The organism is Pantoea sp. 1B4, assembly GCF_016925765.1.
GTDB lineage: Bacteria > Pseudomonadota > Gammaproteobacteria > Enterobacterales > Enterobacteriaceae > Pantoea > Pantoea agglomerans.
Window position 1 is genome coordinate 1,776,953 of sequence record NZ_JAEUWZ010000001.1, and the last position, 25,745, is coordinate 1,802,697.

26 protein-coding genes and 5 pseudogenes are annotated in these 25,745 nt (G+C 55.4%); 11 read left to right on the forward strand and 20 right to left on the reverse strand.

What is annotated here, in order from left to right:
* Positions 1–36: 36 nt before the first annotated feature.
* Both JNO11_RS08655 and JNO11_RS08660 read right to left on the reverse strand, forming a co-directional pair.
* The gene (locus JNO11_RS08655) at positions 37–885 is read right to left on the reverse strand and encodes a manganese catalase family protein (protein ID WP_010670061.1); all 849 of its coding nucleotides are present in this window, start codon (positions 883–885) and stop codon (positions 37–39) included.
* Positions 886–1,175: 290 nt separating this feature from the next.
* Positions 1,176–1,433, reverse strand: a complete 258-nt coding sequence (locus tag JNO11_RS08660; RefSeq protein WP_022625723.1) for a biofilm development regulator YmgB/AriR family protein — start codon at positions 1,431–1,433, stop codon at positions 1,176–1,178.
* Between the two features lie 539 nt (positions 1,434–1,972).
* On the opposite strand from JNO11_RS08660, the gene JNO11_RS08665 reads away from it, so the two are divergent.
* Positions 1,973–2,197, forward strand: a complete 225-nt coding sequence (locus JNO11_RS08665) for a hypothetical protein (protein WP_010245468.1) — start codon at positions 1,973–1,975, stop codon at positions 2,195–2,197.
* A gap of 109 nt (positions 2,198–2,306) precedes the next feature.
* On the opposite strand, the gene JNO11_RS08670 is transcribed toward JNO11_RS08665, so the two are convergent.
* Complete coding sequence (locus JNO11_RS08670) at positions 2,307–2,558, reverse strand: hypothetical protein (protein WP_010670062.1); 252 nt, start codon at positions 2,556–2,558, stop codon at positions 2,307–2,309.
* A gap of 336 nt (positions 2,559–2,894) precedes the next feature.
* Between JNO11_RS08670 and umuD the strand changes: the two genes are divergently transcribed.
* From umuD to JNO11_RS08695, 5 genes and pseudogenes are all read left to right on the forward strand, one after another.
* Positions 2,895–3,314: a translesion error-prone DNA polymerase V autoproteolytic subunit gene (gene umuD / locus JNO11_RS08675; RefSeq protein ID WP_010245460.1), complete on the forward strand. Its 420-nt coding sequence runs from the start codon at positions 2,895–2,897 to the stop codon at positions 3,312–3,314.
* 2 nt (positions 3,315–3,316) lie between these two features.
* Positions 3,317–4,586: pseudogene (gene umuC / locus JNO11_RS08680) on the forward strand (translesion error-prone DNA polymerase V subunit UmuC).
* Positions 4,587–4,737: 151 nt separating this feature from the next.
* On the forward strand, positions 4,738–5,013 hold the full coding sequence (locus JNO11_RS08685; RefSeq protein ID WP_033767133.1) for a hypothetical protein: 276 nt from the start codon (positions 4,738–4,740) through the stop codon (positions 5,011–5,013).
* A 270-nt stretch (positions 5,014–5,283) separates the two neighbouring features.
* Positions 5,284–5,815, forward strand: a pseudogene (locus tag JNO11_RS08690) (TetR/AcrR family transcriptional regulator).
* Between the two features lie 145 nt (positions 5,816–5,960).
* On the forward strand, positions 5,961–6,101 hold the full coding sequence (locus JNO11_RS08695; RefSeq protein ID WP_223565523.1) for a hypothetical protein: 141 nt from the start codon (positions 5,961–5,963) through the stop codon (positions 6,099–6,101).
* Between the two features lie 267 nt (positions 6,102–6,368).
* Here the strand turns inward: JNO11_RS08695 and JNO11_RS08700 are convergent, their stop codons facing one another.
* The 4 genes from JNO11_RS08700 to JNO11_RS08715 all read right to left on the reverse strand — a co-directional run bounded on the left by JNO11_RS08700 (position 6,369) and on the right by JNO11_RS08715 (position 8,141).
* A complete protein-coding gene (locus JNO11_RS08700) occupies positions 6,369–6,641 on the reverse strand; it encodes a hypothetical protein (RefSeq protein WP_022625718.1) in 273 nt (90 codons plus the stop codon).
* A 443-nt stretch (positions 6,642–7,084) separates the two neighbouring features.
* Entirely contained in the window at positions 7,085–7,315 is a 231-nt protein-coding gene (locus tag JNO11_RS08705; RefSeq protein WP_010245445.1) for a YgdI/YgdR family lipoprotein, read from the reverse strand.
* A gap of 15 nt (positions 7,316–7,330) precedes the next feature.
* On the reverse strand, positions 7,331–7,564 hold the full coding sequence (locus JNO11_RS08710) for a YgdI/YgdR family lipoprotein (RefSeq protein WP_039391948.1): 234 nt from the start codon (positions 7,562–7,564) through the stop codon (positions 7,331–7,333).
* 373 nt (positions 7,565–7,937) lie between these two features.
* On the reverse strand, positions 7,938–8,141 hold the full coding sequence (locus JNO11_RS08715; protein WP_003848989.1) for a hypothetical protein: 204 nt from the start codon (positions 8,139–8,141) through the stop codon (positions 7,938–7,940).
* Positions 8,142–8,330: 189 nt separating this feature from the next.
* On the opposite strand from JNO11_RS08715, the gene JNO11_RS08720 reads away from it, so the two are divergent.
* From JNO11_RS08720 to pdxY, 4 genes are all read left to right on the forward strand, one after another.
* Complete coding sequence (locus JNO11_RS08720; protein WP_010245432.1) at positions 8,331–8,645, forward strand: MliC family protein; 315 nt, start codon at positions 8,331–8,333, stop codon at positions 8,643–8,645.
* A gap of 25 nt (positions 8,646–8,670) precedes the next feature.
* On the forward strand, positions 8,671–9,327 hold the full coding sequence (gene pdxH / locus JNO11_RS08725) for a pyridoxamine 5'-phosphate oxidase (RefSeq protein ID WP_325177186.1): 657 nt from the start codon (positions 8,671–8,673) through the stop codon (positions 9,325–9,327).
* A gap of 140 nt (positions 9,328–9,467) precedes the next feature.
* Positions 9,468–10,742 carry a tyrosine--tRNA ligase gene (tyrS, locus tag JNO11_RS08730; protein WP_010245429.1) on the forward strand — a complete coding sequence of 425 codons (1,275 nt, stop codon included), beginning with the start codon at positions 9,468–9,470 and terminating at the stop codon, positions 10,740–10,742.
* Positions 10,743–10,799: 57 nt separating this feature from the next.
* Positions 10,800–11,660, forward strand: coding sequence for a pyridoxal kinase PdxY (pdxY, locus tag JNO11_RS08735; RefSeq protein WP_010245428.1), 861 nt, complete (start codon positions 10,800–10,802; stop codon positions 11,658–11,660).
* Positions 11,661–11,692: 32 nt separating this feature from the next.
* Here pdxY and gstA read toward each other — a convergent pair whose 3' ends face one another.
* Both gstA and dtpA read right to left on the reverse strand, forming a co-directional pair.
* Positions 11,693–12,298 carry a glutathione transferase GstA gene (gene gstA, locus JNO11_RS08740; protein ID WP_033757533.1) on the reverse strand — a complete coding sequence of 202 codons (606 nt, stop codon included), beginning with the start codon at positions 12,296–12,298 and terminating at the stop codon, positions 11,693–11,695.
* Positions 12,299–12,469: 171 nt separating this feature from the next.
* Positions 12,470–13,945, reverse strand: a pseudogene (gene dtpA, locus JNO11_RS08745) (dipeptide/tripeptide permease DtpA); the annotation flags it as partial.
* A gap of 661 nt (positions 13,946–14,606) precedes the next feature.
* On the opposite strand from dtpA, the gene JNO11_RS08750 reads away from it, so the two are divergent.
* Positions 14,607–15,311, forward strand: a complete 705-nt coding sequence (locus JNO11_RS08750) for a CTP synthase (protein WP_325177660.1) — start codon at positions 14,607–14,609, stop codon at positions 15,309–15,311.
* Positions 15,312–15,350: 39 nt separating this feature from the next.
* Here JNO11_RS08750 and JNO11_RS08755 read toward each other — a convergent pair whose 3' ends face one another.
* From JNO11_RS08755 to rsxA, 11 genes and pseudogenes are all read right to left on the reverse strand, one after another.
* Positions 15,351–16,694: an enolase C-terminal domain-like protein gene (locus JNO11_RS08755; protein WP_033767139.1), complete on the reverse strand. Its 1,344-nt coding sequence runs from the start codon at positions 16,692–16,694 to the stop codon at positions 15,351–15,353.
* A complete protein-coding gene (locus JNO11_RS08760) occupies positions 16,672–18,015 on the reverse strand; it encodes an MFS transporter (protein WP_033771684.1) in 1,344 nt (447 codons plus the stop codon). Before JNO11_RS08760 ends, JNO11_RS08755 begins: the two co-directional genes overlap by 23 nt.
* A 257-nt stretch (positions 18,016–18,272) precedes the next feature.
* The gene (locus JNO11_RS08765; RefSeq protein ID WP_010670074.1) at positions 18,273–18,992 is read right to left on the reverse strand and encodes an HPP family protein; all 720 of its coding nucleotides are present in this window, start codon (positions 18,990–18,992) and stop codon (positions 18,273–18,275) included.
* A 209-nt stretch (positions 18,993–19,201) separates the two neighbouring features.
* Entirely contained in the window at positions 19,202–19,834 is a 633-nt protein-coding gene (gene nth / locus JNO11_RS08770; protein ID WP_010245402.1) for an endonuclease III, read from the reverse strand.
* Positions 19,831–20,535: an electron transport complex subunit E gene (locus JNO11_RS08775; RefSeq protein WP_010245400.1), complete on the reverse strand. Its 705-nt coding sequence runs from the start codon at positions 20,533–20,535 to the stop codon at positions 19,831–19,833. Before JNO11_RS08775 ends, nth begins: the two co-directional genes overlap by 4 nt.
* The gene (rsxG, locus tag JNO11_RS08780; protein ID WP_010245397.1) at positions 20,528–21,160 is read right to left on the reverse strand and encodes an electron transport complex subunit RsxG; all 633 of its coding nucleotides are present in this window, start codon (positions 21,158–21,160) and stop codon (positions 20,528–20,530) included. The genes JNO11_RS08775 and rsxG overlap by 8 nt, the downstream gene beginning before the upstream one ends.
* 3 nt (positions 21,161–21,163) lie before the next feature.
* Positions 21,164–22,168, reverse strand: a complete 1,005-nt coding sequence (rsxD, locus tag JNO11_RS08785; protein ID WP_346267496.1) for an electron transport complex subunit RsxD — start codon at positions 22,166–22,168, stop codon at positions 21,164–21,166.
* Positions 22,146–22,223: pseudogene (locus JNO11_RS24795) on the reverse strand (hypothetical protein); the annotation flags it as partial. The pseudogene JNO11_RS24795 and the gene rsxD, both read right to left, overlap by 23 nt.
* A pseudogene (rsxC, locus tag JNO11_RS08790) lies at positions 22,224–24,571 on the reverse strand (electron transport complex subunit RsxC).
* Positions 24,564–25,142, reverse strand: a complete 579-nt coding sequence (rsxB, locus tag JNO11_RS08795; RefSeq protein ID WP_325177187.1) for an electron transport complex subunit RsxB — start codon at positions 25,140–25,142, stop codon at positions 24,564–24,566. The pseudogene rsxC and the gene rsxB overlap by 8 nt, the downstream one beginning before the upstream one ends.
* Positions 25,142–25,723, reverse strand: coding sequence for an electron transport complex subunit RsxA (gene rsxA, locus JNO11_RS08800; protein ID WP_003853423.1), 582 nt, complete (start codon positions 25,721–25,723; stop codon positions 25,142–25,144). The genes rsxB and rsxA overlap by 1 nt, the downstream gene beginning before the upstream one ends.
* Positions 25,724–25,745: the final 22 nt, after the last annotated feature.

The window sequence follows — 25,745 nt, forward strand, 5'->3', positions numbered from 1 at the left end:
CATAAAAATCCGTTAGCGTAAAACAACCGGTGTCAGTTAAGGCTTCGGTGACGTAATGCCGTCAATCTGCTCTGACTGCGCACCCGAACCGGGACGCGCATTGCCGAGCAGCGGCTCATCACCCAGAATCTCTGGCTGCTGTTTCGCGCTGAACTGACCATGGCCATCGTAAGCCGGGCCACTGCTCCAGCGACCTTCCGGCAGCGGTTTATCCAGCGAGGTATTCAGACAGTAGTAAGAGTGCTCCTGCGCCTCATGCTCCTGCGGGAAGCTGTTCGGGATCGGCAGCGACGCGTTCAGTCCGCCCATCTCTTCGATCACCGCCAGCCACTGCTGCTGGTGCATAGTGTCACGGGCGATCAGGAAGGAGAGGAAGTCCTTCATGCCCTTGTCTTCCGTCATGTTATAGAGGCGGGTAGCCAGTACGCGGCCCGTGGCTTCTGCGGTGACGTTAGCCAGCATATCGGCCGCCACGTTGCCGGACGCATAGATATGACTCATATCAAAAGGCATGCCGTTGGCGTTAACCGGCATCGCTGCCAGACCGGAAGAGAGGATATGGCGCGGGTTCATTCCACCCAGAATTGCATTAACTACCGGATCTTTCGCTGACGCTTCCTGGTAAGAGAGCGGGGCGCCTTCAAGGTTAAGCGCCACGGCGTAGCCCAGCATTTCGATATGGCTCAGCTCTTCGGTAGCGGTCGAGATCAGCAGATCACGAATCCGCACATCACCGCGCGCGCCCATCGCCTGGAAAAAGTATTGCATCGCTACACGAATCTCACCTTCGACGCCGCCGATGGCCTGCTGGAGCAGCATGGCAAATTCTGGATCGGGTTTCTCTACACGAACCGGGAATTGAAGTTTTGATGAATGATGAAACATGATTATTTTCCTCGTCTGTGTTTGCAGTGGATGCAGAAAAAGCCTGGACACAGATATCGGATAAATAAAGCGAAACGACAGCAATTAACCGGAATTTCAGGTTGAATAAATGGCGAAAACGGTGTTTTCCGGAGCTATATCTGGTCCGGTGGGGCAGACAATCTTAGCGGTGTGAAGGGGACAAGTGATTCAGAGCAGGAGAAATAAAAAAAAGCCCCATAACAGGGGCTGATTCCGGACGGGAAAAGCATCCATGCTAATTCGCGTTCCCTCATAACAGACACAGATTTTTAGCTGTCGCTGGTCGCCGAAGCGCGCTGCAGAACATGTTCAAGCGCCTGACGGTAGATATCCTGCTTAACCACGTCACGCTCACTCTCCAGGCGGTGAATCAGGCCCAGCACAATGTCTTTATCGGAGACATGGGTTTTCGCATGGGCGAGTTCGGCATGGACTGCGGCGATAACCTGTTTTTCAGTGGTCAGCGCTGTGCCAGAGTTCATGAAGTAATCAGAAATCTGAGACTCTGTATTCATCGTTGTTTGCATGTCAGGCCTCATAAGAAATTGGGGGAAGAACGCGTCGATTCAGATCCGGTCACCGGCTGACGCAAAAAAAAATGCATCTGAAGGTGGAAATCCACAACACCTTCAGATGCGGTGCAAAGCACCTTTCGTTACAAGTGATTTAACATCACGAGACAAAGTTATACAAGAATCGCAAAGTTGTACAATGAAATTTGACAAAATTTAACTGGTCGGTGGTGTATATAAAAAGCATGTTTAAAGTGAAAAAAGAGGTTTTCGATGGTTAATTGAATAAATACAGTGAGTTGGTGAGGTTTTCAGAGGGGTGCGATTTTCAGACCAGCAGGCTGGGGATTGTGCTGACGACACATCAACGCGTTAAAACCGCTTTTTTCCGCAGATTTCAGCCAAAGTTGTACAGGTTTCAGCGCTGGAAAAGTGGCGGGTGCGATTGTGCTGCTGCAATCCTGGCCGTCTGACAGGCCATGCCGCATAATTCACTTCCCACGCCTGATGCAGAAGGCTAAGGTTGACCCCTTATTTATCACAAGGAAATGATCATGGTTCACGACTATTTCGCAATTCCGCCTGCGGGCATGACTCAGGAACAACATAAACGTTCGGTCGCCGTGGCTGCTGCTCTGTCAGTGGCAAAGGAGTCCGTCAGCGCCTCCACCTCTGCAACCGGCTCAAAAACCGCCTGGGATCTGCAGGCCGTGGCGAATGAAGTTGCTAATCTGGCCGACGCGATTCAGGATGCGCTGGAGAGTGACAGCGAGGTTTAAACACTAACCGGTATCGTCTGACGCTGCTGCGGAGGCGGTGCAGGACAGGGCGGTGGCAGCGTTCAGGAGCCGATAAAGTCCGGCAATCGGACGCTGCCGGAAAATCCGCTTATTCCATTGCGGGTGGCTCATATTTAATATACTGACGCAGGGCATCATGGATAGCCTGGTTATTGCCCTCTTCCAGACCGCGTTCGGCATACTCTTTCGCCAGCGCCGCCAGTACATCGTCAAACTTCCCTTTGTAATTGAGATTATTCAGCGCAATTTGCTGACCGAGTATCGCTTTTAATACCGTAGTCTCAACCCTTAACTGCGCAACTGCCTCTTCCAGATGTTTGATTCGATCGTCGTCTGCCATAACCCCTCCATGCTTAAAAAAGCAGAATAACCAGCCCGCCCGTAATATTCAAACCTCTCCGAATGCCAGAGAAGCGTTGTCAGATTTTCCTTAAGTAAAAATAATCAGCCGGTGAATTTATAAGATTCTTTACTGTAAGAAGAAATCGACGATATTCCGGCGGTGCGGCGAAAGTAACCCGTTTCCGCTTACTCTGACGGCAATGCGAAAAAACGTTTAAAAAAAAGTGCATTACCATCAACCCTTTCGCTTAAAGATGTTCCATGTCACTTGATTAAAAGGGGGGATTAGCTATTACTGTGTTTATATACAGTAATCTGAAAAAGGAGCGAAATTATGGAATTCATTAAACCTGCGGACATTCGTGCCGTTATGCCTTTACCACTATATATCGAACGTGTGCCGTGCGGGTTTCCATCCCCGGCGCAGGATTATGTCGAACAACGCATTGATCTCAATGCGCTGATGGTTCAGCACCCCAGCGCCACCTATTTTGTCCGTGTCAGCGGCGAGTCAATGATTGAGGCGGGCATCAATGATGGTGACATGCTGGTGGTCGACAGTTCACTCACCGCCTCACACGGCGATATTGTGGTCGCCGCGGTGGAAGGTGAATTCACCGTTAAACGTCTCCAGCTTCATCCCTGCCTGCAACTGATGCCGATGAATACCAAATTTAAACCGATCGCTATCCAGACCGAAGATGCGCTGGAAGTGTTTGGCGTTGTGACCTTTGTTATTAAAGCGACCCACTGACCATGTTCGCGCTGGTCGATGTGAACTGCTTTTACGCGTCGTGTGAAACCGTTTTCCGGCCTGACCTTAAAGGTAAACCGGTAGTAGTGCTGTCGAACAACGACGGCTGCGTGATTGCGCGCAGCGCCGAGGCAAAGAAAGTCGGCATCAAAATGGGCGCGCCCTATTTTAAAATGCGTGAAGAACTAACGCGTCACGCGGTGCAGGTTTTCAGCTCAAATTATGCGCTCTACGCTGACATGAGCCATCGGGTGATGACCATACTGGAAGAGATGGCGCCGTCGGTGGAGATCTACTCGATCGACGAGGCCTTTATGGATCTCACCGGCGTGCAGAACTGTATGGCGCTGGAGACCTTTGGTCATCAGGTCAGAGAACGAATAGGCAAAGAGACCCATCTGACCGTGGGCGTCGGCATTGCACAGACCAAAACGCTGGCCAAGCTGGCGAATTTTGCGGCCAAAAAGTGGAGCAAAACCGGCGGCATTGTCGACCTGTCGAACCCTGAACGACAAAAAAAGCTGCTGGCGCTGATTGATGTGGCGGAAGTCTGGGGCGTGGGTCATCGGATCGGCAAACGGCTCAACGCCATGGGCGTCATGACGGCGAAAGATCTGGCCGATCAAAGCACCGAGGCCATCCGCAAACAGTTCAGCGTCGTGCTGGAGCGCACTGTCAGAGAGCTGCGTGGCGAATCCTGTCTGGAGCTGGAGTCAGTGACGCCGGTAAAACAGCAAATCATGTGTTCGCGCTCATTTGGCAGCCGTATCTCCGACTACGATCAGATGCGCGAGGCTGTCTGCGCGTATGCCGAGCGCGCGGCGGAGAAGCTGCGCCGTGAGAATCAATATTGTCGTCAGGTAGGGGTATTTGTACGCACCAGTCCGCATGCGACTGACGAACCCTTTTATGGCAATCAGTCGATGGAGCAACTGCTGATTCCGACGCAGGACACACGCGACATCATCAGAGTTGCAATGGCGTGCCTGGATAACATCTGGATTGAGGGACATCGCTATATGAAGGCCGGCATCGTGCTGGGGGGATTTTTTCAGCCAGGGCGTGGCTCAGTTTGATCTGTTTGACGAACATCAGCCACGCCGCAATAGCGAAGAGCTGATGAAGCTGATCGACACAGTCAACAAGCTCGGTAGCGGGAAGCTGTGGTTTGCCGGGCAGGGGATCAACAAAGCCTGGTCGATGAAACGCGAGATGCTGTCGCCTGCCTATACCACCCGGATAACCGATCTGCCTGTGGTTGCGCTTAAGTGAAGGCTGACCCGATGTTCCTCTGCTGCTGAAGCCGCGGCCTCTGCTAAAAGCTTTTTTTATCACGCGATTGAAGTGGCAGGAAGTTATGCTTTGCCTGACCCGATGAGTAGCTTTTCATCGGGTAATTTAAGCAAATTACCAGGTAAATATAATGGATTTCAGGCAGTTTGAAGCCAGAGTGATGCTCTGGCCCGCAATACATTTCACAGCAATCATAAAATCCCGCCATCATGACGAATATGAGATTTATGCGATCGACGATAACAGCAATATAAAAACCCGACTCTTTTTATGTTTTGCTGACAATGAAAACCACGCCAGCCTGCTTATTAAGCAATTTACGTTATGGCTGATAAAAATAAACGCGCTGAAGCGCAGCCAGCAGCGGGAAAAAGGCCGCACAGAGACAACATCCTTATCTGAATGAATCGCGTCCGGCTTGCACCGCAGACCAGACGGCGGCTGGTCAGACAGCGGCGAATCATATTAATGCGTCCGGGAAATAACGGGCCGTCTGCGCGTGACGGGCGACGGACGGCCTGGCTTGTTACCCGCGCCTGGGATAGAATCGCCACTGATTTTGACAGCAACACACCTCCTCAGGCCGGTAACAATGACCACGACAGCCACAACGTATAAAAACAAAGAGCGGGGACGCCCCAGAGAGTTCGGGATCGAACAGGCTCTGGATCACGCCATGATCGTTTTCCGGCAAAAAAGGGTATCATGCGGCCTCAATGAACGATCTGGGTGAGGCGATGCATCTCTCCGCAGGCAGCATCTATAAGGCGTTTAAAGATAAGCGCTCGCTCTTCCTGCTGGTATTCGAACGCTATCTGTTGCTGAGAAATAGTGAGTTGCACCGTCGTCTGGCACCCTGTGCCAGCGGGCGGGGGAAAATAACCGAGCTATTGCAATTCTACCTGGATTCGGCACGTGCCACAGAAGGGCGTTGCGGCTGTCTGGTCGTCTCCAGCGCGATTGCGCTGCAGACGATGGATCAGCCACTCGCGCAGCGCATTGATGAGGTCGTTCAGCGTAATCAACGCTTCCTGGTCTCGCTGCTGGAGCTGGGACAACAGGATGGATCTATCGATAACACGCTGGACAGCGAGGCGGCAGCCGGTTTAATTCTCTGTATTGCTTTTGGATTGCGGGTGGCAGGTAAGGTCAGCGATGTGACTAACGAAGAAAAGACGCTGGCGCTGGCATTGAAAGTACTGGGGTAACCAGGCAAGGCCGCTCAATCAGTAAACAGACTTCCCGGACATGGGCTTCCAGACAGAGAAATTCTGCACTTTCCTTTCCCCCCATCTGATTATGTGCCAGGCTTTCACGCTTTATCCTGTAGCGAAGAAAATTAAGGCGCGTTTCGTGAAAACCTCAATCTTACTGACACTCGTGGCAGCCATTGGCTGTTCTGTTTTTGCCGCCCGTGGTGGGTTTGAAACCACTACAGCGAAACATCCACAAACGCTGCAGGTGACTGAAAACGGGGAGCCGCTGACGCGCTGAGCGTGACGGCAGGTGGGGAGAAGCCGACGAAGGCCGGTTAACGACCAGATGGCCGGCCGATGAGTGCAGAGCAATAGCACTCATCAATCTGCGTGGAAGCCGTTTCAGGCCGACACAGGAGCCGGGTGCAGAGCGTTGCAATTCACGTTCTGGTCACGTTCTGGCCGACATGCACTATTCCACTGCCACGCAGGCCCAGCGTCTCTGGCTGTGAGGCCAGGCGCGTGCCCGGCACCCTAAAAATAAACAGCAATGACCCGCACATGACTAACGATAATCTTTAAGATTAACCGGTGCCTGTCCGGTCTCGACCAGCCAGTTTAATTCGGCACGGTCGCGCGTTGAGGATTCGATAAAACCTTTGAGCCAGTTGCGCGCATCGGCAATCTGCGTGACCCGCTCATCGTTGCGCTCCTGTTCGGCCATTTCGCTCAGCTGGCGAATCAGTGCTACCAGCGTAATCTCCTGTTCGTCAAAAGCCAGATTAATTGCAGCTTCACCAAGAATCATATGACCCGTTGTTTTGTCGTGATAAACCATCTGCACCCTCCTGATTAAGTAGCGATATAAAGAGTCTAGTTAAAGGCGCTCTGGACTAAAAGGTGGGAAACAGCAGGGAGCTATGATTAAAATTTACCGAAAATAAAGTGAACCTTTAATCGAGGCGGTAAACCACTCATATCAAAGCATAAAAACAGGCTAAGGTTTTTTGTGAGAAATAAGATGAGCTATTATGCTGGTTAAAAAAGCTGGGAGTTGCCGGAAATTCAGATAAGGGCGGAACGGCGCATTTTGTTATCAGATTATTATCTGCGTCACTATCCGCACGGTTGCCTGCCATATTATGGCCAAGCCGTAGCGGATATTTCTGATTTATAAACCACCGGGGAATAAAACCAGGACTGTGCACCACTTCGTGCCAGGCGCAGACAAAAATAAAGCCGCCCATGGGCGGCTTTATTCATTGGGTAACAGCGATCGGATTATTTCTTCGGTACTTCAGAGACCGCTTTAACGTCCGCTTTATTAATCTGCTGCTTCACGCCATTTGCATCGGTATAAGCCAGCAGGCCGGCATCCGATTCAGAAGGCTTGCCATCACTAATAATGGTGCGTCCATCGTTAGTCTGAATCGCATAACTGGTACGGGTGCAGCCGGTTAATACGGTCATACCAATCAATGCGGCGAGAGGTAAAATCAGCGCTTTTTTCATCTTATTCACCTTATATTAGTTGTCGAGTTCACTCATATTACTGATCTCATTACGATTGATCTGCTCAGTTTTTCCTGTCTGAGCATCGCGGTAAGAAACCAGACCAGTATCTGAATCAATCTGCGGTTTGCCATCGGTGACAATCGTGCGGCCATCGGTGGTCTTAATCGACTGGTTTGAGGCACAACCTGCCAGCGTACCTAAAGTGAGAGCCAGCAACGCGACGGCTGACAGGGATTTCATTTTCATTTTCATTTTTTCTGCTCCATGAAGTATATCCGAACGTTTACAGCATAGTCGGCTTTATCAGGTTTGCTGGCCCTGTCGCGTCTCGCTGCCTGTTTTTTAAACAAAACCGGAGTGTGTGGTGCTGATTAGGGGGTATGACGGCGTGAAATAGCATTTATTGCAAATGTACCCAGCCGTTCTGTGCCATTTCAGCAGAGGATGCGCTGTACCGAAATAAGATCGATGCTGATGCGGGAAATAAGCACGGCAGCCAGAGCGGATATTTCCGTAAAAGCCAGAATAGCTGTGCGGAAATAGTGAGCAATGGGGTGAATGTCTGGCGGGATTCACAGGTCCGATAACCTGAAGACTATCGGACCCGTGGAGAAGGGGATCAGAGGATGGAGTCTTCGCCCGCTTTGGCGGCCGCTTTTTCTGCTTTCATGGCGCTGACCGGGTCTGATGCGCTCAGCCAGCGGTCAAATTTCTGGTAGGTGTCGATAAAGGTTTTAAAGTAGCTGCTGGCGATGGTGGCATTCTCTTTGTGGTTCATAAACGCCACTGCCAGCTTAAATGCATCTTCGTTATCAAATTTCATGTTTGTCTTCCTCGCTTAAGATCTATAGAGCGTAGCTTGAGAACGCGGCCTGTGCATTCAGACAACCGTCTGAAAAGGCGCAATAATTCAGCCTGACTGACAGCATCTGCCAGATTGGCGTGGATTCCCACTTACTTCGCGCGCAATCCTTCTTATAATGCCAGCTTCACTCGTGAAGGAGACCCGCTTATGTTGAAAGGATTAACCGTTGCCGCGGTGCTACTGCTGTCAGGCTGTAGCCTGATGCATAAACAGCCGCCGTCGCCGCAGACCCTGCACTATCGCTGCGGAACCATGCCCCTGACCGTGACGCTGGACGAGGCGCAGCAGCAGGTCAGTTTCATCATGGATGGGCAGCCTCTGACGCTGAAGCAGACGGTATCCGCGTCCGGCGCACGCTACAGCGATAACACCTATGTGTTCTGGTCCAAAGGAAACGGCGCATTTATCGAACGTAACGATAAAATTGTCGTGAATGATTGTGAGCTGCAACCTGCCAGCTGACTTGTTATCTGAATAGGCGAGCATTATGAGCGACAGCGAAACGCTACACACCATTGCCCATCTGCGGCGTGAATATACCCGCGGTGGATTGCGTCGTAAGGATCTGCCGGACGATCCGATCGCGCTATTTGAACAGTGGCTAAGCCAGGCCTGCGAGGCAAAACTGCCCGATCCTACCGCCATGACTGTGGCAACCGTAGACGAGCAGGGCCAGCCATGGCAGCGTATCGTGCTGCTGAAGCACTACGATGCGCAGGGCATGGTGTTTTACACCAACCTCGGCAGCCGTAAGGCGCCGCAGCTGGCGCACAATCCGCGCATCTCTCTGCACTTCCCGTGGCACTATCTGGAGCGTCAGGTGATGGTGCTGGGTGAAGTGGAAAAACTGTCGCCCCTCGAGGTGCTGAAATATTTCCACAGTCGTCCGCGCGACAGTCAGATTGGTGCCTGGGTGTCGAAGCAGTCAAGCCGTATTTCGGCACGCGGTATTCTGGAAGGAAAGTTCCTGGAGCTTAAACAGAAGTTCCAGCAGGGCGAAGTGCCGCTGCCCAGCTTCTGGGGTGGCTACCGGGTGAAATTTCACACGATGGAGTTCTGGCAGGGTGGCGAACATCGTCTGCACGATCGTTTCATCTATCAGCGCGATCACGACGGCTGGAAAATCGACCGTCTGGCACCCTGAATCTGCACGATTCGCCCCTATCAGCGCTGGCACAGAAAGCGTCAGCGCTTTATGCTATAGCCCTGATTTTTTTCGATTCCGCAACTCAGCGGAAAGCTGTGTACCAGCATAGGTGCAGTCTGATCAATTTGGAGTCAGTAATGACCAGCAGTAACCTGATACAACAATTGCAGGAGAGGGGCCTAATCGCCCAGGTGACGGATGAAGACGCGTTAACAGAGAAACTGGCGCAGGGGCCAATTTCGCTCTATTGCGGCTTTGACCCCACTGCTGACAGCTTGCATTTGGGCCATCTGGTACCGCTGCTCTGCCTGAAGCGTTTTCAGGATGCCGGCCACAAGCCGGTGGCGCTGGTCGGTGGTGCAACCGGCCTGATTGGTGACCCGAGCTTCAAAGCCGCAGAGCGTAAACTTAATACCAGTGAAACCGTCAACGAATGGGTTGAAAAGATCCGCCAGCAGGTGGCGCCATTCCTCGACTTCGATTGCGGCAGCAACAGCGCCATCGCCGCCAACAACTACGACTGGTTTGGCGGCATGAACGTGCTGACCTTCCTGCGTGATATCGGCAAGCACTTCTCTGTTAACCAGATGATCAACAAAGAAGCGGTGAAGCAGCGTCTGAACCGTGACGATCAGGGCATCTCCTTTACCGAGTTCTCCTATAATCTGCTGCAGGGCTATGACTTCGCCTGTCTGAACGAGCTGCACGGTGTGTCCCTGCAGATTGGTGGTTCTGATCAGTGGGGCAACATCACTTCCGGTATCGATCTGACCCGTCGTCTGCATCAGAACCAGGTCTTTGGCCTGACCGTTCCGCTGATCACCAAGTCTGACGGCACCAAATTCGGTAAAACCGAAGGCGGCGCAGTCTGGCTGGATGCGAAGAAAACCAGCCCGTACAAGTTCTATCAGTTCTGGATCAACACCGCAGATGCTGACGTCTATCGCTTCCTGAAGTTCTTCACCTTCCTGAGCATGGAAGAGATCAACGCGCTGGAAGAAGAGGACAAAAACAGCGGCACCGCGCCACGTGCGCAGTACGTGCTGGCTGAGCAGGTGACGCGTCTGGTGCATGGCGAAGCCGGTCTGTCTGCGGCGAAACGCATTACTGCCAGCCTCTTCTCCGGATCCGTGAGCGAAATGACCGAAGCCGATTTTGAACAGCTGGCGCAGGATGGTATGCCAACTATCGTGCTGGGCGCTGACGATGATCTGCAGCAGGCGCTGGTGAAAGCAGAGCTGGTGCCGTCCCGTGGCCAGGCGCGCACCATGATCGGCTCCAATGCCGTTTCACTGAACGGTGAAAAGCAGTCCGATGCGGAGTACCGCTTCAGCGACAGTGACAAACTGTTTAACCGCTATACGCTGCTGCGTCGCGGCAAGAAACATTACTGCCTGATTAACTGGCAGTAAGATTTCAGGGCCGGTTTCCGGCCCTTTTTTTATGGCAAGGCAGGACAGGGCAAACAAGTGAAAAATATTTTAGCGATTCAGTCGCACGTTGTTTTTGGTCACGCCGGTAACGCGGCGGCTGAGTTTCCGATGCGCCGTATGGGCGCAAACGTCTGGCCGCTGAATACCGTGCAGTTTTCCAACCATACACAATATGGCCACTGGACCGGCACGGTGATGCCTGCAACGCATTTAACCGACATTGTTAAAGGCATTGCTGACATTGACCGCCTGAAGACCTGTGACGCGGTCCTGAGCGGTTATCTGGGCTCGGCAGAGCAGGGCGAGCAGATTCTGCAGATTGTCCGTCAGGTCAAAGCGGCCAACCCGAATGCCTGGTACTTCTGCGATCCGGTCATGGGCCATCCGGAGAAAGGCTGCATCGTGGCGCCGGGTGTGGCGGAGTTTCACTGTAAAATGGCGATGCCTGCCAGCGACATTATCGCTCCGAACCTGCTTGAACTGGAGATGCTGAGCGAGCGCACCGTCACAGACGTCGACGCGGCGGTAGACGCTGCGCGGGCACTGATTGCCCAGGGACCACGCGTGGTGCTGGTGAAGCATCTGGCGCGTGCGGGTCGTCGCAGCGATCGCTTTGAAATGCTGCTGGTGACGGCGGAAGATGCCTGGCACATCAGCCGTCCGCTGGTCGATTTCGGTGTCCGTCAGCCGGTCGGCGTGGGCGATCTCACCAGCGGTCTGCTGCTGGTTAATCTGTTGCACGGCAAATCATTGCAGGATGCGCTGGAGCATGTCACCGCAGCGGTATACGAGGTGATGCTGAAAACCCATCAGATGGGCGAGTATGAACTGCAGCTGGTGGCGGCACAGGATGCCATCGCCACGCCGACGCAGCACTTCGCGGCAGAAAAACTGTAACGCATCAGGGCCGGATAACCGGCCCTGTTGACTCAGGCTAAGCCTTCCGCTTTAAGCGCCGCCTGCACCGCAGGACGTTCCGCGACACGATCAAACCACGCGCCCAGCGCCGTAAAGCCGGATAAATCCAGTCCCAGCGCTTTTGCCCAGCGCGTCACCACAAACAGATAGGCATCCGCCACGCTGAAATGCAGCCCCATCAGCCACTGTTTGTCGCGCAGTGACTCATCGACATAGCGGAATTTTGCTTCCAGCTGGCTGCGGGTCTGCGCTTTCACCTCATCGGAGTAACCAGGGCGAAACAGTGGCCCAAAGCTTTTATGCAGCTCACTGCCGATGTAGCTGAGCCACTCCACGGTGTGATAACGCGTCAGGCTGCCAACCGGTGCCAGCAAATGGCGATCGGGCTTCAGATCCGCCAGGTACTGAACAATGGCGACGCCTTCCGTCAGCACAGAACCGTCGCTGAGCTGCAGCGCGGGCACCTGGCCTTTAGGATTGATTTGGCGGAAGTCATCGCCCCGTTCAGTGATTTTTGTGGCCAGATCAACACTCACCTGAGTGAAGTCGAGTCCGCATTCACGCATAACAATATGGGGTGAGAGAGAGCAGGCACCCGCTTTGCAAAACAGTTTCATGACCAGGTACTCCTTGTTGCAATGGGATCCTTGCATAGTAAAGAGTCAAAGCGGGATTACCAGTGACAAAGATCAGGGATCTGCGAAGGGCGTTGCGGCAAGCCATAAAAAAAGCCGGGCAGAGCCCGGCTTAGCTGAAGTGCAGCGTGAATTACGCCTGCACGTTATTTTTTTCGCATCAGGATCCTGCGCCATGCGGTTCAGCATCGGCGCCGTAATCAGCATCAGCAGGGCGATCACCGCCGTCACGATACCAATCTGCTGGAATACGCGGCTGTAGGTCGCCAGCGAAATCAGTGGATCGGTAACGTTTTCAGGCACGGCCATCAGGTTTGCCACTTTACCGGCAATCACCGCCGCGCCAGCGGTAGTCAGGAACCAGGAACCCATGATAAAGCCCATCAGACGCTGAGGCACCAGTTGTGCCACCATCGCCAGGCCGAGGCCAGAGATCATCAGCTCACCGATACTCTGCAGCGCATAGCTCAGGATCAGCCAGTTAACGGAAACGATACCGGCATCGCTGGCGAACTTCGCACCCACCGGCAGCACCAGGAACGCAGCGGAGCAGAGCACCATACCAAAGGCAAACTTGTGCGGCATCGGCAGTTTATCGCCCAGCTTGTTATAGAGCGCCGCCAGCAGCGGACTGGCCAGCATAATCCAGAACGGGTTCAGCGCCTGGAACTGCTCGGGAGCAAAAGTAATGCCGAGAATGGTGTGCTCAACGTTGCGGATAGCAAAGAAGTTGAGTGACGTTGGCATCTGCATATAAAGCACGAAGAACAGAATCGCTTCGACCATCAGCAGGAAGGCAACAATCATCTTACGACGTGCCGCTCCCTGCAGTGCAAAGGCCTCTTTGGCAAACACCAGCACAATACCCAGGGCAATCACCGCCAGCACCAGTCGTGCGATAGACTGGTGATGCAGCATCCAGTTGGCCAGTGCGATCAGTACGACGATGCCGACCAGCGTCATCAGCAGTTTTCCGATCTGCAACGGAGCGAAATCGGGTTTAGAACCGTAATCCTTAACCATGCGTTTGCAGAACAGGAAGTTAAACAGGGTGATGATCAGACCGATAACGCACAGTGAGAAGGCTACGCTATAACCATATTTCGCCGCTAACCACGGTGTCAGCATCATTGAGAAGAGTGAACCGATGTTGATCGACATATAGAACATGGTGAAAGCACCGTCGAGACGCGGATCATCTTTGTCATAGCAGGTAGAGAGCAGCGAAGAGGGGTTTGCCTTAAACAGGCCGCTACCCACCGCGATGGTCGCCATACCGATGTAGACAATGCTGACGTTATGACCGGAGAACGCCACCAGCGCATAGCCCAGCGCCAGCACCAGGACACCCAGCACGATGACGCGTTTGGTACCCAGCACCTTATCACCGAGCCAGCCGCCAATCGCGACCAGACCATACACCAGCGCACTGAATGAAGAGAACAGGGTAATGGAGTCTGATTCAGACAACCCCAGTTGCTTCACCAGGTAAACCGCCATAATGGCCTGCAGGCCATAGAAGCCAAAACGTTCCCATAACTCAATCGAGAAGATTAAGTAGAACGCCTTCGGCTGTTTAAACGCATTGAGACTGACAGCCTCATCAGTGTGTTTGTTTGCAGTTGACACATGTACCTCAGTTTTTTCATACCCTGTTTCGGGACAGGAATTAAGTCCGCGTCATGTGAGTTTTCCATGCGCAAGATTGTTATTAGAAGGGAAAAGCGGCGACTAATTTGGCTGATTACGGGCGGCAGGGCAAGAATTTTCTGACAACCCGCCCGACCCTGGAATGTTGGGTTAAAAAACTTATAGCAAACTGTTAATTGGTTTTTAATTTTGAGTGTAGTGAAAATAGCAGCGCATAAACGCTGGATAAGCGCCTTGCACTGGAGAGTATTAACATTAACTGCTAATGCGCGGTTAACCAGATAAATAGTTTGCTGAATGATAATCAGGCAGCACTAACGGCAGGTTGCTGATTAATTCACAGTCAATCTGCCGAATTATCGGACATTACATGCCTGGCATTGCCGCAAAAACCGTCAAATGATGATCCTGTGCACAAACAGATGATTTATTTCAGAAAGGAAAAAAAGAAACCGGTTGCGTCGTCTCGTCTGACGCGGCAGCTGAGAGTGCTCACAGGCGCTGGCAAGATAAAAATCAGCTCAGCCTGCCGGTGAAAAGCCGCCCGGGCATGTTAAAAAACCTATCAGGATAATCCGCTTTCAGCTCGCCCTCGACAGAAAATTAACATTACTGTAACCTCTCAATTTCCCCGAGAAGGATCTGTTTATGTCGTCCCCCCCTGCGCTTATCCCTGGTTGGTGACTACCGCGCCGATGCGGTTGCCCATCAGGCTATCCCCCGTGCTATTGAACGTGCTGCCCGCTGGCTGAATATCACCGCTGAAGCGGAGTGGATCGCCACTGACCGACTGGATGAGTCAGAACTGCAACTCAGCGATGCCGTCTGGGTGGTGCCAGGTAGCCCCTATCGAAATGATGCCGGCGTGTTTGACACACTCCGCTGGGTGCGTGAAACCGGAAAGCCTTTTCTTGGCTCCTGCGGTGGATTCCAGTATGCGCTGATCGAGTATGCGCGCAACGTACTGGGCTGGCAGGATGCCAGTCATGCCGAGACGGACACCGAGGGGAGGATGGTGATTGCCCCGCTGAGCTGTTCGCTGGTGGAACAGCGCGGCGCGGTGAGGTTCGGACCCGGATCACGCATTGCCAGAGCCTACGGCGTGCTGGAGAGCGATGAAGGTTATCACTGTAACTTTGGTGTTAACCCGGAATTCAGTGCAGCGCTGGGCGATAATACGCTGCGCATTACTGCCTGGGACAACGCGGGCGATGTGCGTGGCGTTGAGCTACCGGATCACCCATTCTATGTCGCGACGCTGTTTCAGTCGGAACGCGCCGCCCTGGAGGACAAAGATTCTCCGCTGGTGATTGCCTGGATGCAGGCGGCGCTGGCGCAACGCTAAACGCGATCACTCTGTGACACTGTCACAGAGTGATGCTCATCAGCGCAGCATGGCCGGACGTTTTGCGTTAAAGGACCAGTTATCGATCAGAAACTGCATGCCCAGCGCATCGTTTCGGTTTTTGTCCGGTAGGGAGTTGTAGAGCGCATGTGCCGCTTCAACCCGTTCCATATTCAGGGTAATCCCCAGCCCTGGCCCCTCTGGTAGTTCCAGATAGCCATCCCGAATCTGCGGCGCATGCTGCGTCAGCTGCTGCCCATCCTGCCAGATCCAGTGGGTATCAAAGGCGGTCAGGCGATCACCGGGTGCGGCGGCCCCCAGATGCGCCACCATCGCCAGCGACACGTCAAAGTGGTTGTTTGAGTGGCAGCCGGTGGTCAGGCCCCACTCATGGCAGAGCTGCGCCACGGTGTGTGCGTTACGCATCGTCCAGAAGTGTGGGTCGGCCAGGGGAATGTCGATGGCATTCAGCTGCAGCGCATGCTGCAACTGTCGCCAGTCATTGGCGATCATATTCGTGGCAACCGGAACGCCGGTGGCCCGCCTGAATTCTGCCAGCGTTTCCCGGCCGGAATAGCCATGCTCCGCGCCGCAGGGATCTTCCAGATAGGGAATGCGGCCCGCCAGCTGTTTGCCATAATAAATGGCCTCATCCAGCGACCAGCTGGCGTTGGGATCAACCGTTACCCGCGCCTGCGGGAAGCGCGCCAGCAGGGCATTGACCGTCTCCACTTCCACTTCGCCGTGATGTACACCGCCCTTGAGTTTGAAATCGCGGAAGCCATAGCGATCCGCTGCCGCCTCCGCCAGCCGCACCACGCCTTCCGCGTCCATCGCTTTCTCATGACGCAGTTGCAGCCAGGCATCACCACCCGCGTGGCCCGCCTGATAGTTCATGCTGGTCAGATTACGGTCGGCGATATAGAACAGATAGCCGAGGACCGGCACCCGATCGCGCTGCTTGCCGCTGGCAAGTAACTCGGCAACCGGCAGATTCAGGTGCTGTCCCAGCAGATCAAGCAGCGCCGCTTCAATCGCCGCGGTGGCGTTGTAAAACTTCTCCGGGTTCATCTGCGGAATATGAATGTCGTCGGTATGCGCGGTCTGCTGGTGTCGTGCGTCGCTGGCAAACAGCGTGGCGATGGTGGCATTCAGCCGCAGGAGTTCGCTGCCCTCAATCTGCGGACGAAAGCGCTCAAGCAGCGCCAGCGTTGAAGCGTGACAGGGACTTTCGCCGACGCCGGTACGGCCAGCCGAGTCAGTCAGGATCACCAGGATACGGGTAAAGTAGCAGTTGTGTGCGCCGCCAATGTTCAGCAGCATGCTGTCATATCCGGCGACCGGCACTACCCGCATTGTTTTAATGACTGGACTGTCTGACATGTTGATTCTCCATAGGATCGAGGGAAGGCGGGGATGGCTTGCGGCGCAGCAGCAGCCACAGTCCGGTCAGCAACGAGACGCTGGTCAGGGCATAGAGACCGCCGGTAGTGGAGCCGGTCTTCATCTCCAGATAGCCAAACACCGTCGGTGCGAAGAAGCCGCCAAGGTTGCCAACGGAATTCACCAGCGCAATGCCGGGCGCGACAATCGAGGCGGGCAGCTCTCCCTGTGGCATCGGCCAGAAAAAGGTCGCGCTGACTTTAGAGCCGATACAGGCCACGATCATCGCCAGGAAGCCAAACCACGGGGAACCCAGCGTGGCCATAAAGGTACCGCAGGCCGCGACCAGCATGGCGACACCCAGCGCTTTATCGAGCTTGTCGCGGTGGCGGTCTGAAAAACGGCTCAGCAGATTAATGGCAATAATGGCGCACAGCCAGGGCACGGCGGTGAGAATGCCGATGCCAAAACTGCTGAAGCCCTGAATGCGCTGAATAATCTGCGGCAGCCAGAACACCAGCGTATAGCCGGTCATGGTCATAGTGAAAAAGATCGCGCAGAAGAACAGCAGGCTGCGATTACGTAGCAGCGACATTTTGCCTGGCTCGCGGTTAAGCTCGTCACGCTGCGCCTCTTCATTCTGCAGCTGCTGTACCAGCGCCTGTTTCTCCGCGGCACTCAGCCAGCGCGCCTCGCCAGGTCGTGACACCAGCACCCAGGCAGCCAGAATGCCGACCAGCACCGACGCACCGCCTTCGAGAAACATCACCCACTTCCAGCCTGCAATCCCCAGGAAATTGTGCATCATCAGGATCGCGCCGGTGATGGGGCCGGAGAAGAGAAAGGCGCCAGCGGTGGCACTCAGCACCATCGCGGTGGCACGGCCGCGCCAGGCATTGGGCACCCACTGACGGAAATAGAACAGCACGCCAGGAAAGAAGCCTGCTTCCGCTACGCCAAGTAAAAAACGCAGCAGGTAAAACTGGATCGGTGAGGTGACGAAACCGGTCAGGACCACCACCAGTCCCCAGGTTATCATGATGCGCGTCAGCCAGACGCGGGCGCCGAAGCGCTTCATCATCAGGTTGCTCGGCACCTCAAACAGCGCATAGCCGATAAAAAAGAGGCCCGCGCCCAGCCCAAAGGCCGCCGCGCTGATCCCGGCATCGGTGTGCAACTCCGCTTTGATAAAGCCAATATTGGCGCGGTCGATCTGGTTAATAATCAGCATCACCACCAGCATCGGGATGATATGGGTGAAGAACTTTTTGATGGCGGAGGCGATCAGCTCATCGTGCTGCGGGGACAAGGCGCTATCCATCGGTCTTCCTCGTGAGAAACGTAAAGAAGAGCAAAGTGTAGGGCGCTGAAAAGGCCAGCTCTATGGGCATCCGCCCAGGAGCCGATGGGCGTACGGCCTGGACGGTTGTGTTATCAATATGTTACGGAGTGGCGTGGGCGAAGCGGCAGAGTAAAACTGTGGCAGCGATCAACTTCTCAGGACCAGGGTTCAGGGGAGACCTGAATGCCAGAAGTCGCGCCGACAGTGAAAGATGTGCCAGTGCGGGCAGACAGGTTTCAGCCACTGAACTGACGGCGCTGGGCAATCTCTTCAGCACGCAGCAGCAGCGCCTGCAAATCATCCTCGTCAATATCCAGCAGTTCACCGTCCTGTAAAGCCTGATGCAGATCGGCGCGCGTCAGCGGGACCGGCATGGCTACCGGATCGGGTTTAACTTCTTCCGGGGCCAGCGGATGCGGATAGCGACGACCGGCCAGATTATTAAACAGCAGAGCCAGCAGGGCCAGGGTCAGTGAATTGAGCAGGATCGGCGTCAGGACAAAGTGATATCCAAGCTGCTGCACCGAAGGGCCGCCCAGAATAGCGGTCAGCGCAACGGCACCGCCGGGCGGATGCAGACAGCGTAGCTGGAACATTAACAGGATCGCCACACAGGCTGCGACGCCACAGGCAAGGGCAGGATCCGGGATCAACTGGCTGACGGTAACGCCCGCCAGCGCTGACAGGCTGTTGCCGCCGACGATTGCCCACGGCTGAGCCAGCGGACTGGCGGGCAGACCAAAGAGTAAAACCGCCGAGGCACCGACCGGCGCGACAAACCACAGGTTCAGCTCGCCCAGCACCCAGTGGCTCAGCAGGCTGGTCAGGATCAAGCCGATACCGGCGCCCAGTCCGGCGATCACTACATGCTTTTTACTCACTGCCAGCGGATGTGGCCAGAGGCGCGCCAGAAACAGGCGCAGAGGATGGCTTCCGGCAGAAGCGCTTTTGTTCATTACTTTACTCACTGTGTCATAACATTTTCTTATCGTCAGGGGCGGCGATTCTCCATCATCAACATCAATGTAACAACCCGACAAACTGTACCGTTATTCGTACGAACAGGGAGAGCAGCGAAAAGGGGGGCTCGGGCAGGAGACGCGTTAGCAGAGGTGATCGCCGGATAATAAAAAAACCCGCCGCAGCGGGTCTTTCATCAGTGCAATCACTCGACTTTGTCGGGATACTCACAGAGATCTTCAATCAGGCAGGAGCCACAGCGGGGTTTACGCGCTACGCAGGTGTAGCGACCGTGCAGAATCAGCCAGTGATGGCAATCAACCTTATACGCCGCCGGAACCACCTTCAGCAGCTTCTGCTCCACCTCTTCCACATTCTTACCCGGCGCAAATTTCGTCCGGTTGCTGACGCGAAAAATATGGGTATCGACGGCTATCGTCGGCCAGCCAAAGGCGGTGTTGAGCACCACATTGGCGGTTTTACGGCCGACACCGGGCAGGGCTTCCAGTGCCGCACGATCTTCCGGCACTTCGCCGTTGTGCTGCTCAAGCAGAATGCGGCAGGTTTTAATCACATTTTCCGCTTTGCTGTTAAACAGGCCGATGGTTTTAATGTATTCCTTCACGCCATCCACACCCAGCGCCAGCATCGCGGCAGGCGTATTGGCCACCGGATAGAGCTTTGCGGTGGCTTTGTTCACGCTGACATCGGTCGCCTGCGCCGAGAGCAGCACCGCGATCAGCAACTCAAACGGCGTGCTGAAGTTGAGTTCGGTGGTCGGATGCGGATTATTCTGCTGCAGCCGACGGAGAATTTCGGTGCGTTTGGTCTGATTCACACCGGTTTCCCGACAGCGTCCTGAGGCGGCGCGGTTTCGGCCGCCTGAGCACGCAGTGCTGCCCGCTGTTTCATCTTCTGATCGATCAGATATTTTCCGGCCAGCATCATGCCCAGGCCGATAAAGGCGCCTGGCGGCAGCATCGCCAGCAGCATTGGCGAGTCGAAATGGACCACTTCGATACGCAGCGACTTCGCCCAGGGACCGAGCAGCTGGTCGGCACCGTTAAACAGCGTGCCACTGCCGATAATTTCGCGCAGCGATCCCAGCACCACCATGGCGCAGGTCGCGCCCATGCCGATGGCGAAGCCATCCAGCGCGGCAAGCGGGATGCTGCTTTTAGAGGCGACGGCTTCAGCACGGCCAACCACGATGCAGTTGGTCACGATCAGCGGGATAAAAATTCCCAGCGACTGATAAAGACCATAGGCATAGGCGTTGATCAGCATCTGTACGCAGCTCACCACCGAGGCGATGATCATCACATATATCGGGATACGAATTTCCGATGGCACCCAGCGGCGCGAGGCGGAAATAAAACTGTTAGTCAGGGTCAGCACCAGCGTGGTCGCCAGACCTAAACCCAGCGCGTTGGTGGCGGTTGCCGTAACCGCCAGCAGCGGACAGAGGCCCAGCAGCTGCACCAGCGCTGAGTTGTTCTTCCATAATCCACCGACCAGCAGGCTTTTAGCTTCACTCATTTGCGTCTCCACATACCGGTAACGAAGAGAGTCTCTCCGGAAGCGTTTTCATTAACAGCGCGGTGCGTTTGGTCGCATTGACCACCGCGCGTGGGGTAATGGTGGCACCGGTGAACTGATCGAATTCACCGCCATCTTTTTTAACCGCAAAAGCTTTATCCGCCGGACCATGAACCACTTTGCCATTAAAGCTGTTGATCCAGTCAGAGATACGCAGTTCGATCTTATCCCCCAGACCGGGCGTTTCGTGGTGTTCAATCACCCGCACGCCCAATACTTTACCCTGGAAATCGGCACCGACCAGCATCTGTATCGCACCAGAATAGCCGTCAGGTGCAGTCGTCTCCAGTGCAGCCGCGACCGGCTGGCCGCCTTTACGCGCCAGGAAGAGATGATGCGGCGCACTGTTGCCCAGCGCTGCATCCGTGACAACGTAACAGTCCTGCTGGATGTTGTTGTCATAAAGCTCAACAGGCACCACCTGGTCCAGCAGGTTTTTCTGCTGCAACAGGGTCTGATGTTCCACCGTCGGCTTGGTTACCGTATTTACCACTGCCGTGGCGGCGGTAGTGATCGCAGCAAAAATCGCCAGCGTAACCCCGTTTTTGCGAATCGTCTCCAGCATCGCTTAATCCTTCTGATGGCCGTAAACGCGCGGCTGGGTGTAGTAATCGATGAGCGGCACGCAGATGTTCGCCAGCAGCACTGCAAACGCTACGCCATCGGGATAACCGCCAAAACTGCGGATCAGCCAGACCAGCAGTCCAATCAGCGCGCCATACACCAGGCGGCCACGGTTGGTGGTTGAAGCGGTCACCGGATCGGTGGCAATGAAGAACGCACCCAGCATGGTGGCACCGGAGAAAAGATGAATCAGCGGGCTGTTCAGCGATTCTGGTGAGAAGAACCAGCCCAGCGTCGCGCAGAAGGCCAGTGACAGCAGCATGGCGGCAGGGACATGCCAGCGGATAGCATTTTTCCAAAGCAGGAACAGGCCGCCGGCCAGATAACCCACGTTAACCCACTGCCAGCCGAGGCCCGCCAGCACGCCGCTGTAAATCGGCTGCGCCAGCAGATGTTCAGCACTGTGCCCCGCGCGTAAACCAGTTTTAAACGTATCAAGCGGCGTCGCCTGGCTGATGCCATCAACACCCATCTGTAACTGCTGCATGGTTTCACCCGCCAGCGTGTGGCCCTGGAACACCATGCTCAGGCTGTCCATCAGCCCGGGTTTGATCGCCTGAAGCGTATCGGGCGGCAACCAGCTGGTCATCTGCACCGGGAAGGAGATGAGCAGGACCACATAGCCGACCATCGCCGGGTTAAACGGATTCTGGCCCAGTCCGCCATAGAGCTGCTTCGCAATGACGACAGCAAACAGGGTACCGATCACCACCAGCCACCACGGCGCCAGCGGCGGCAGGCTGATACCGATCAGGACGGCGGTCAGCAGCGCCGAGTTATCTGCCAGCGTGCTGGCAACGGGCGCTTTGCGCAGTCGCAGAATCGCTGCCTCTGTCAGCCAGGCGGTCAGCGTCGCCAGTAAGACCTGTAAAAAAGGTGCCGTAGCCAAAGAAATAACACTGTGCAGCAAAACCTGGCACCGCGGCCAGCACCACCAGCAGCATGATATTGCCGGTGCTGCGGCGATTATGGGTGTAAGGAGAACTTGCGATACGAAAAGCCATTTAATCCTCAAGCGTCGTAGACGACTGCGCTTTACGCGCTTTGGCACGGGCGATGGCGGCAGCAATAGCGGCCTTGCGCGCATCATCGGGTTGATTCAGTTCAGGTGCCTGTTCAGGTTCTGCATTGGCGTTGTTTGCCTGCTCCTGGGCCTGCTCCGCTTTATCCACCGCAAAATGCGCGGCGGTGGCCAGTGCTGCGGCATCACGTGAAGCGGCATCCGCCTCACTTTCCGCCTGTGCGGCTTTCTTCGCTTTGGCACGGGCGATAGCGGCCTGAACCGCGGCTTTACGCGGATCGGTCTCAGCGGCGGCGTCTGTCGCGGCTTCTGCAGTTTTGTCGCCTGCGGCCTGCGGAGCCTCAGCGGCTTCAGCGTGTGCGGCTTTCTTCGCTTTGGCACGGGCGATAGCGGCCTGAACCGCGGCTTTACGCGGATCGGTCTCAGCGGCGGCGTCTGTCGCGGCTTCTGCAGTTTTGTCGCCTGCGGCCTGTGGTGCCTCGGCGTTTTCCGCCTGTGGTGCCTCGGCGTTTTCCGCCTGTGGTGCCTCGGCGTTTTCAGCCTGTGCGGTTTTTTCGCTTTGGCGCGGGCGATAGCGGCTTCTACTGCGGCTTTACGCGGATCGACACTGGCCTCAGCCTGGTTATCCGCCGCCTCAACCGGCACTGTTTTCTTCGCTTTCGCCCGGGCAATAGCCGCTTCAACCGCCGCTTTACGCGGATCGACGGTCTGACGCGTCACCGGCTGGGTTTCAGCCTGCGCCTCGGCCTGACGCAGACGCGCCTGCGCATGGCGGGCTTCACGCTGGGCTTCAAGCGTTGCCTCATCCGGTTCGGCCGCCTGGCGGGCTTTCACCCGCGCTTTGGCCGCAGCCAGTTCGCTGGTATCGGTGCGGGCAACGCGTTGCTTCGCCTCTTCATGACGCGCTTCACGAGCCTGCTTTTCACGCTCCAGTCGCGCCTGACGGGCTTCGAAGCGTGCTTTGGCTTCCAGCGTGCGTTTCGCTTCCAGATCGATGGCGCGCAGTTCCGCTTTTTCCTGACGGTAATATTGCACCAGCGGAATATTGCTCGGGCAGACATAGGCGCAGGCACCACATTCGATGCAGTCATCAATATGGTGAGCGCGCGCTTTATCGTGATCGCCGCCCTGGCTGTACCAGTAAAGCTGCTGCGGCAGCAGTTTGGCCGGACAGGCATCGGCACAGGCTGAACAGCGAATGCAGGACTGCTCTTCGTCGTTGTTGCCCATCTCACTGGCAGACGGGGCCAGAATACAGTTGGTGATCTTCACCACCGGCACATCCAGCGATGGCAGAGTAAAGCCCATCAGCGGACCACCCATGATCACCATCTGACGCGGCGCAGGCGTGAACCCGACCTGGTGTAACAGATGGCTGATCGGGGTGCCGAGACGACTCCAGACGTTACGCGGCTGGGCGATCGCCTCGCCGGTCAGCGTCACAACGCGTTCGGTGATCGGTTCACCATTAATAATGGCCCGCTTAACCGCCCAGGCGGTGCCGACGTTCTGCATCAGCACGCCGATATCGGAGGAACGCCCGCCGTGCGGCACTTCCTTACCGGTCAGGATTCGGGTCAGCTGTTTGGCACCGCCGGAGGGATATTTGGTCGGGATGACCCGGATGTGCAGATCGCGCTCGCTACCCAGCGCCTGCTTCAGTGCGGCAATGGCTTCAGGCTTGTTATCTTCAATGCCAATCAGCACCTGTTCAGCCTGTAACACCCAGGCGAGAATACGGCTGCCTTCCAGGACTTCGGCAGCGTAGTCCTGCATCAGACGATCGTCAGCGGTGATATAAGGTTCACACTCCGCCGCGTTAATAATCAGGGTTTTAACCCCGCGCAGGCCGCCCTTCAGTTTGGTGGCGGTGGGGAAACCCGCGCCGCCGAGACCGGCGATGCCGGCGTCGTGAATGCGCTGAACAATGTCGGCGCGCGGATGCTGACGGTAGTCAGGCAGCGGATCCAGCGGCATCCAGCGGTCGTCGCCATCTGGCGTCAGGAAAATGCAAAGCTCAGAGAGACCAGAAGGGTGCGCGGTCATATGCTGACCGATATCTTCAATCACGCCGGAGGTGGGCGCATGGACTGGCAGCATGCGGCCAGTGCCAAATGTCAGAGGCTGACCGCGCAGCACTTTGTCGCCAGGCGCAACGCAGATCTCACCTTCATGTCCGATATGCTGTTTCAGCGGGATAATAAAACGGTGCGGCAACGGCAGTTCGGAGAGCGGCGTGCCGTTGGACTGGGTTTTCATTTCCGGCGGATGAATACCGCCCTGAAAATCCCAGACCTTCTCTTTTTTCAGGAAGTTAAACAGATTAAGCATGAGTTTCTACCGGGATCACCCGTAAAGGAATGGTATTTAAATCCCACTTCCAGTTAGCTGGCGTGGTGGCAACCGGACGCATTTCAATACAGTCAGTCGGGCAGGGCGCGACACAGAGATCGCAGCCGGTGCAGACATCGCTCAGCACGGTGTGCATGGCGCGGGTTGCCCCGACAATCGCATCCACCGGACAGGCCTGAATACATTTGGTGCAGCCAATGCAGTTGGCTTCATCAATAAACGCCACGGTGCGCACCGGCTCTTTCGCCGTTTCGTCGCCATCAATCGGCTGCGGTTCAACGTTAAGCAGGGCTGCCAGCTTGAGCATGGTCTGCTCACCACCTGGCGCGCATTTATTGATCGCTTCACCATTGTTACCGACCGCATCCGCATAGGGACGACAACCCGGATAGCCACACTGACCGCACTGGCTCTGCGGCAGGATGGCATCAATCTGCTCAACGATAGGATCTTCTTCGACCTCAAAGCGGCGCGAGGCGTAACCCAGCAGCGCGCCGAACACCAGGCTCAGCGCACTTAATACGGCAACAGCAATCCAGATCGCGGTCATCAGAATTTCACCAGACCGCTGAAGCCCATAAACGCCAGCGCCATCAGGCCCGCGGTAATCAGGGCGATGGAGTTGCCTTTAAACGGGGCAGGAACATTAGCCAGCACCAGCCGCTCGCGCATACCGGCGAACAGCACCATCACCAGCGAGAAGCCGATAGAGGCACTGAAACCATACAGCGCGGCCTGCATAAAGGTGTGGTTAAGGTTGACGCTCAGCAGAGGTACGCCCAGCACCGCACAGTTGGTGGTGATCAGCGGCAGAAAGATACCCAGCAGACGATAGAGCGACGGGCTGGTTTTACGCACCACCATTTCGGTGAACTGCACCACGACGGCGATCACCAGGATATAGGCCATGGTACGCAGATAGACCAGATCCAGCGGCAGCAGGATCAGATGGTTGACCAGCCATGCGCAGATCGAGGCCAGGGTAATGACGAATGTCGTGGCGAGGCCCATGCCAATCGCCGTTTCCAGTTTTTTGGAAACGCCCATAAAAGGACACAGGCCGAGAAACTTCACTAATACGAAGTTATTCACCAGCACGGTGCCAACAAAGAGAAGCAGATAATCGGTCATTTTTTCGCCTGGGAGCCAGAAA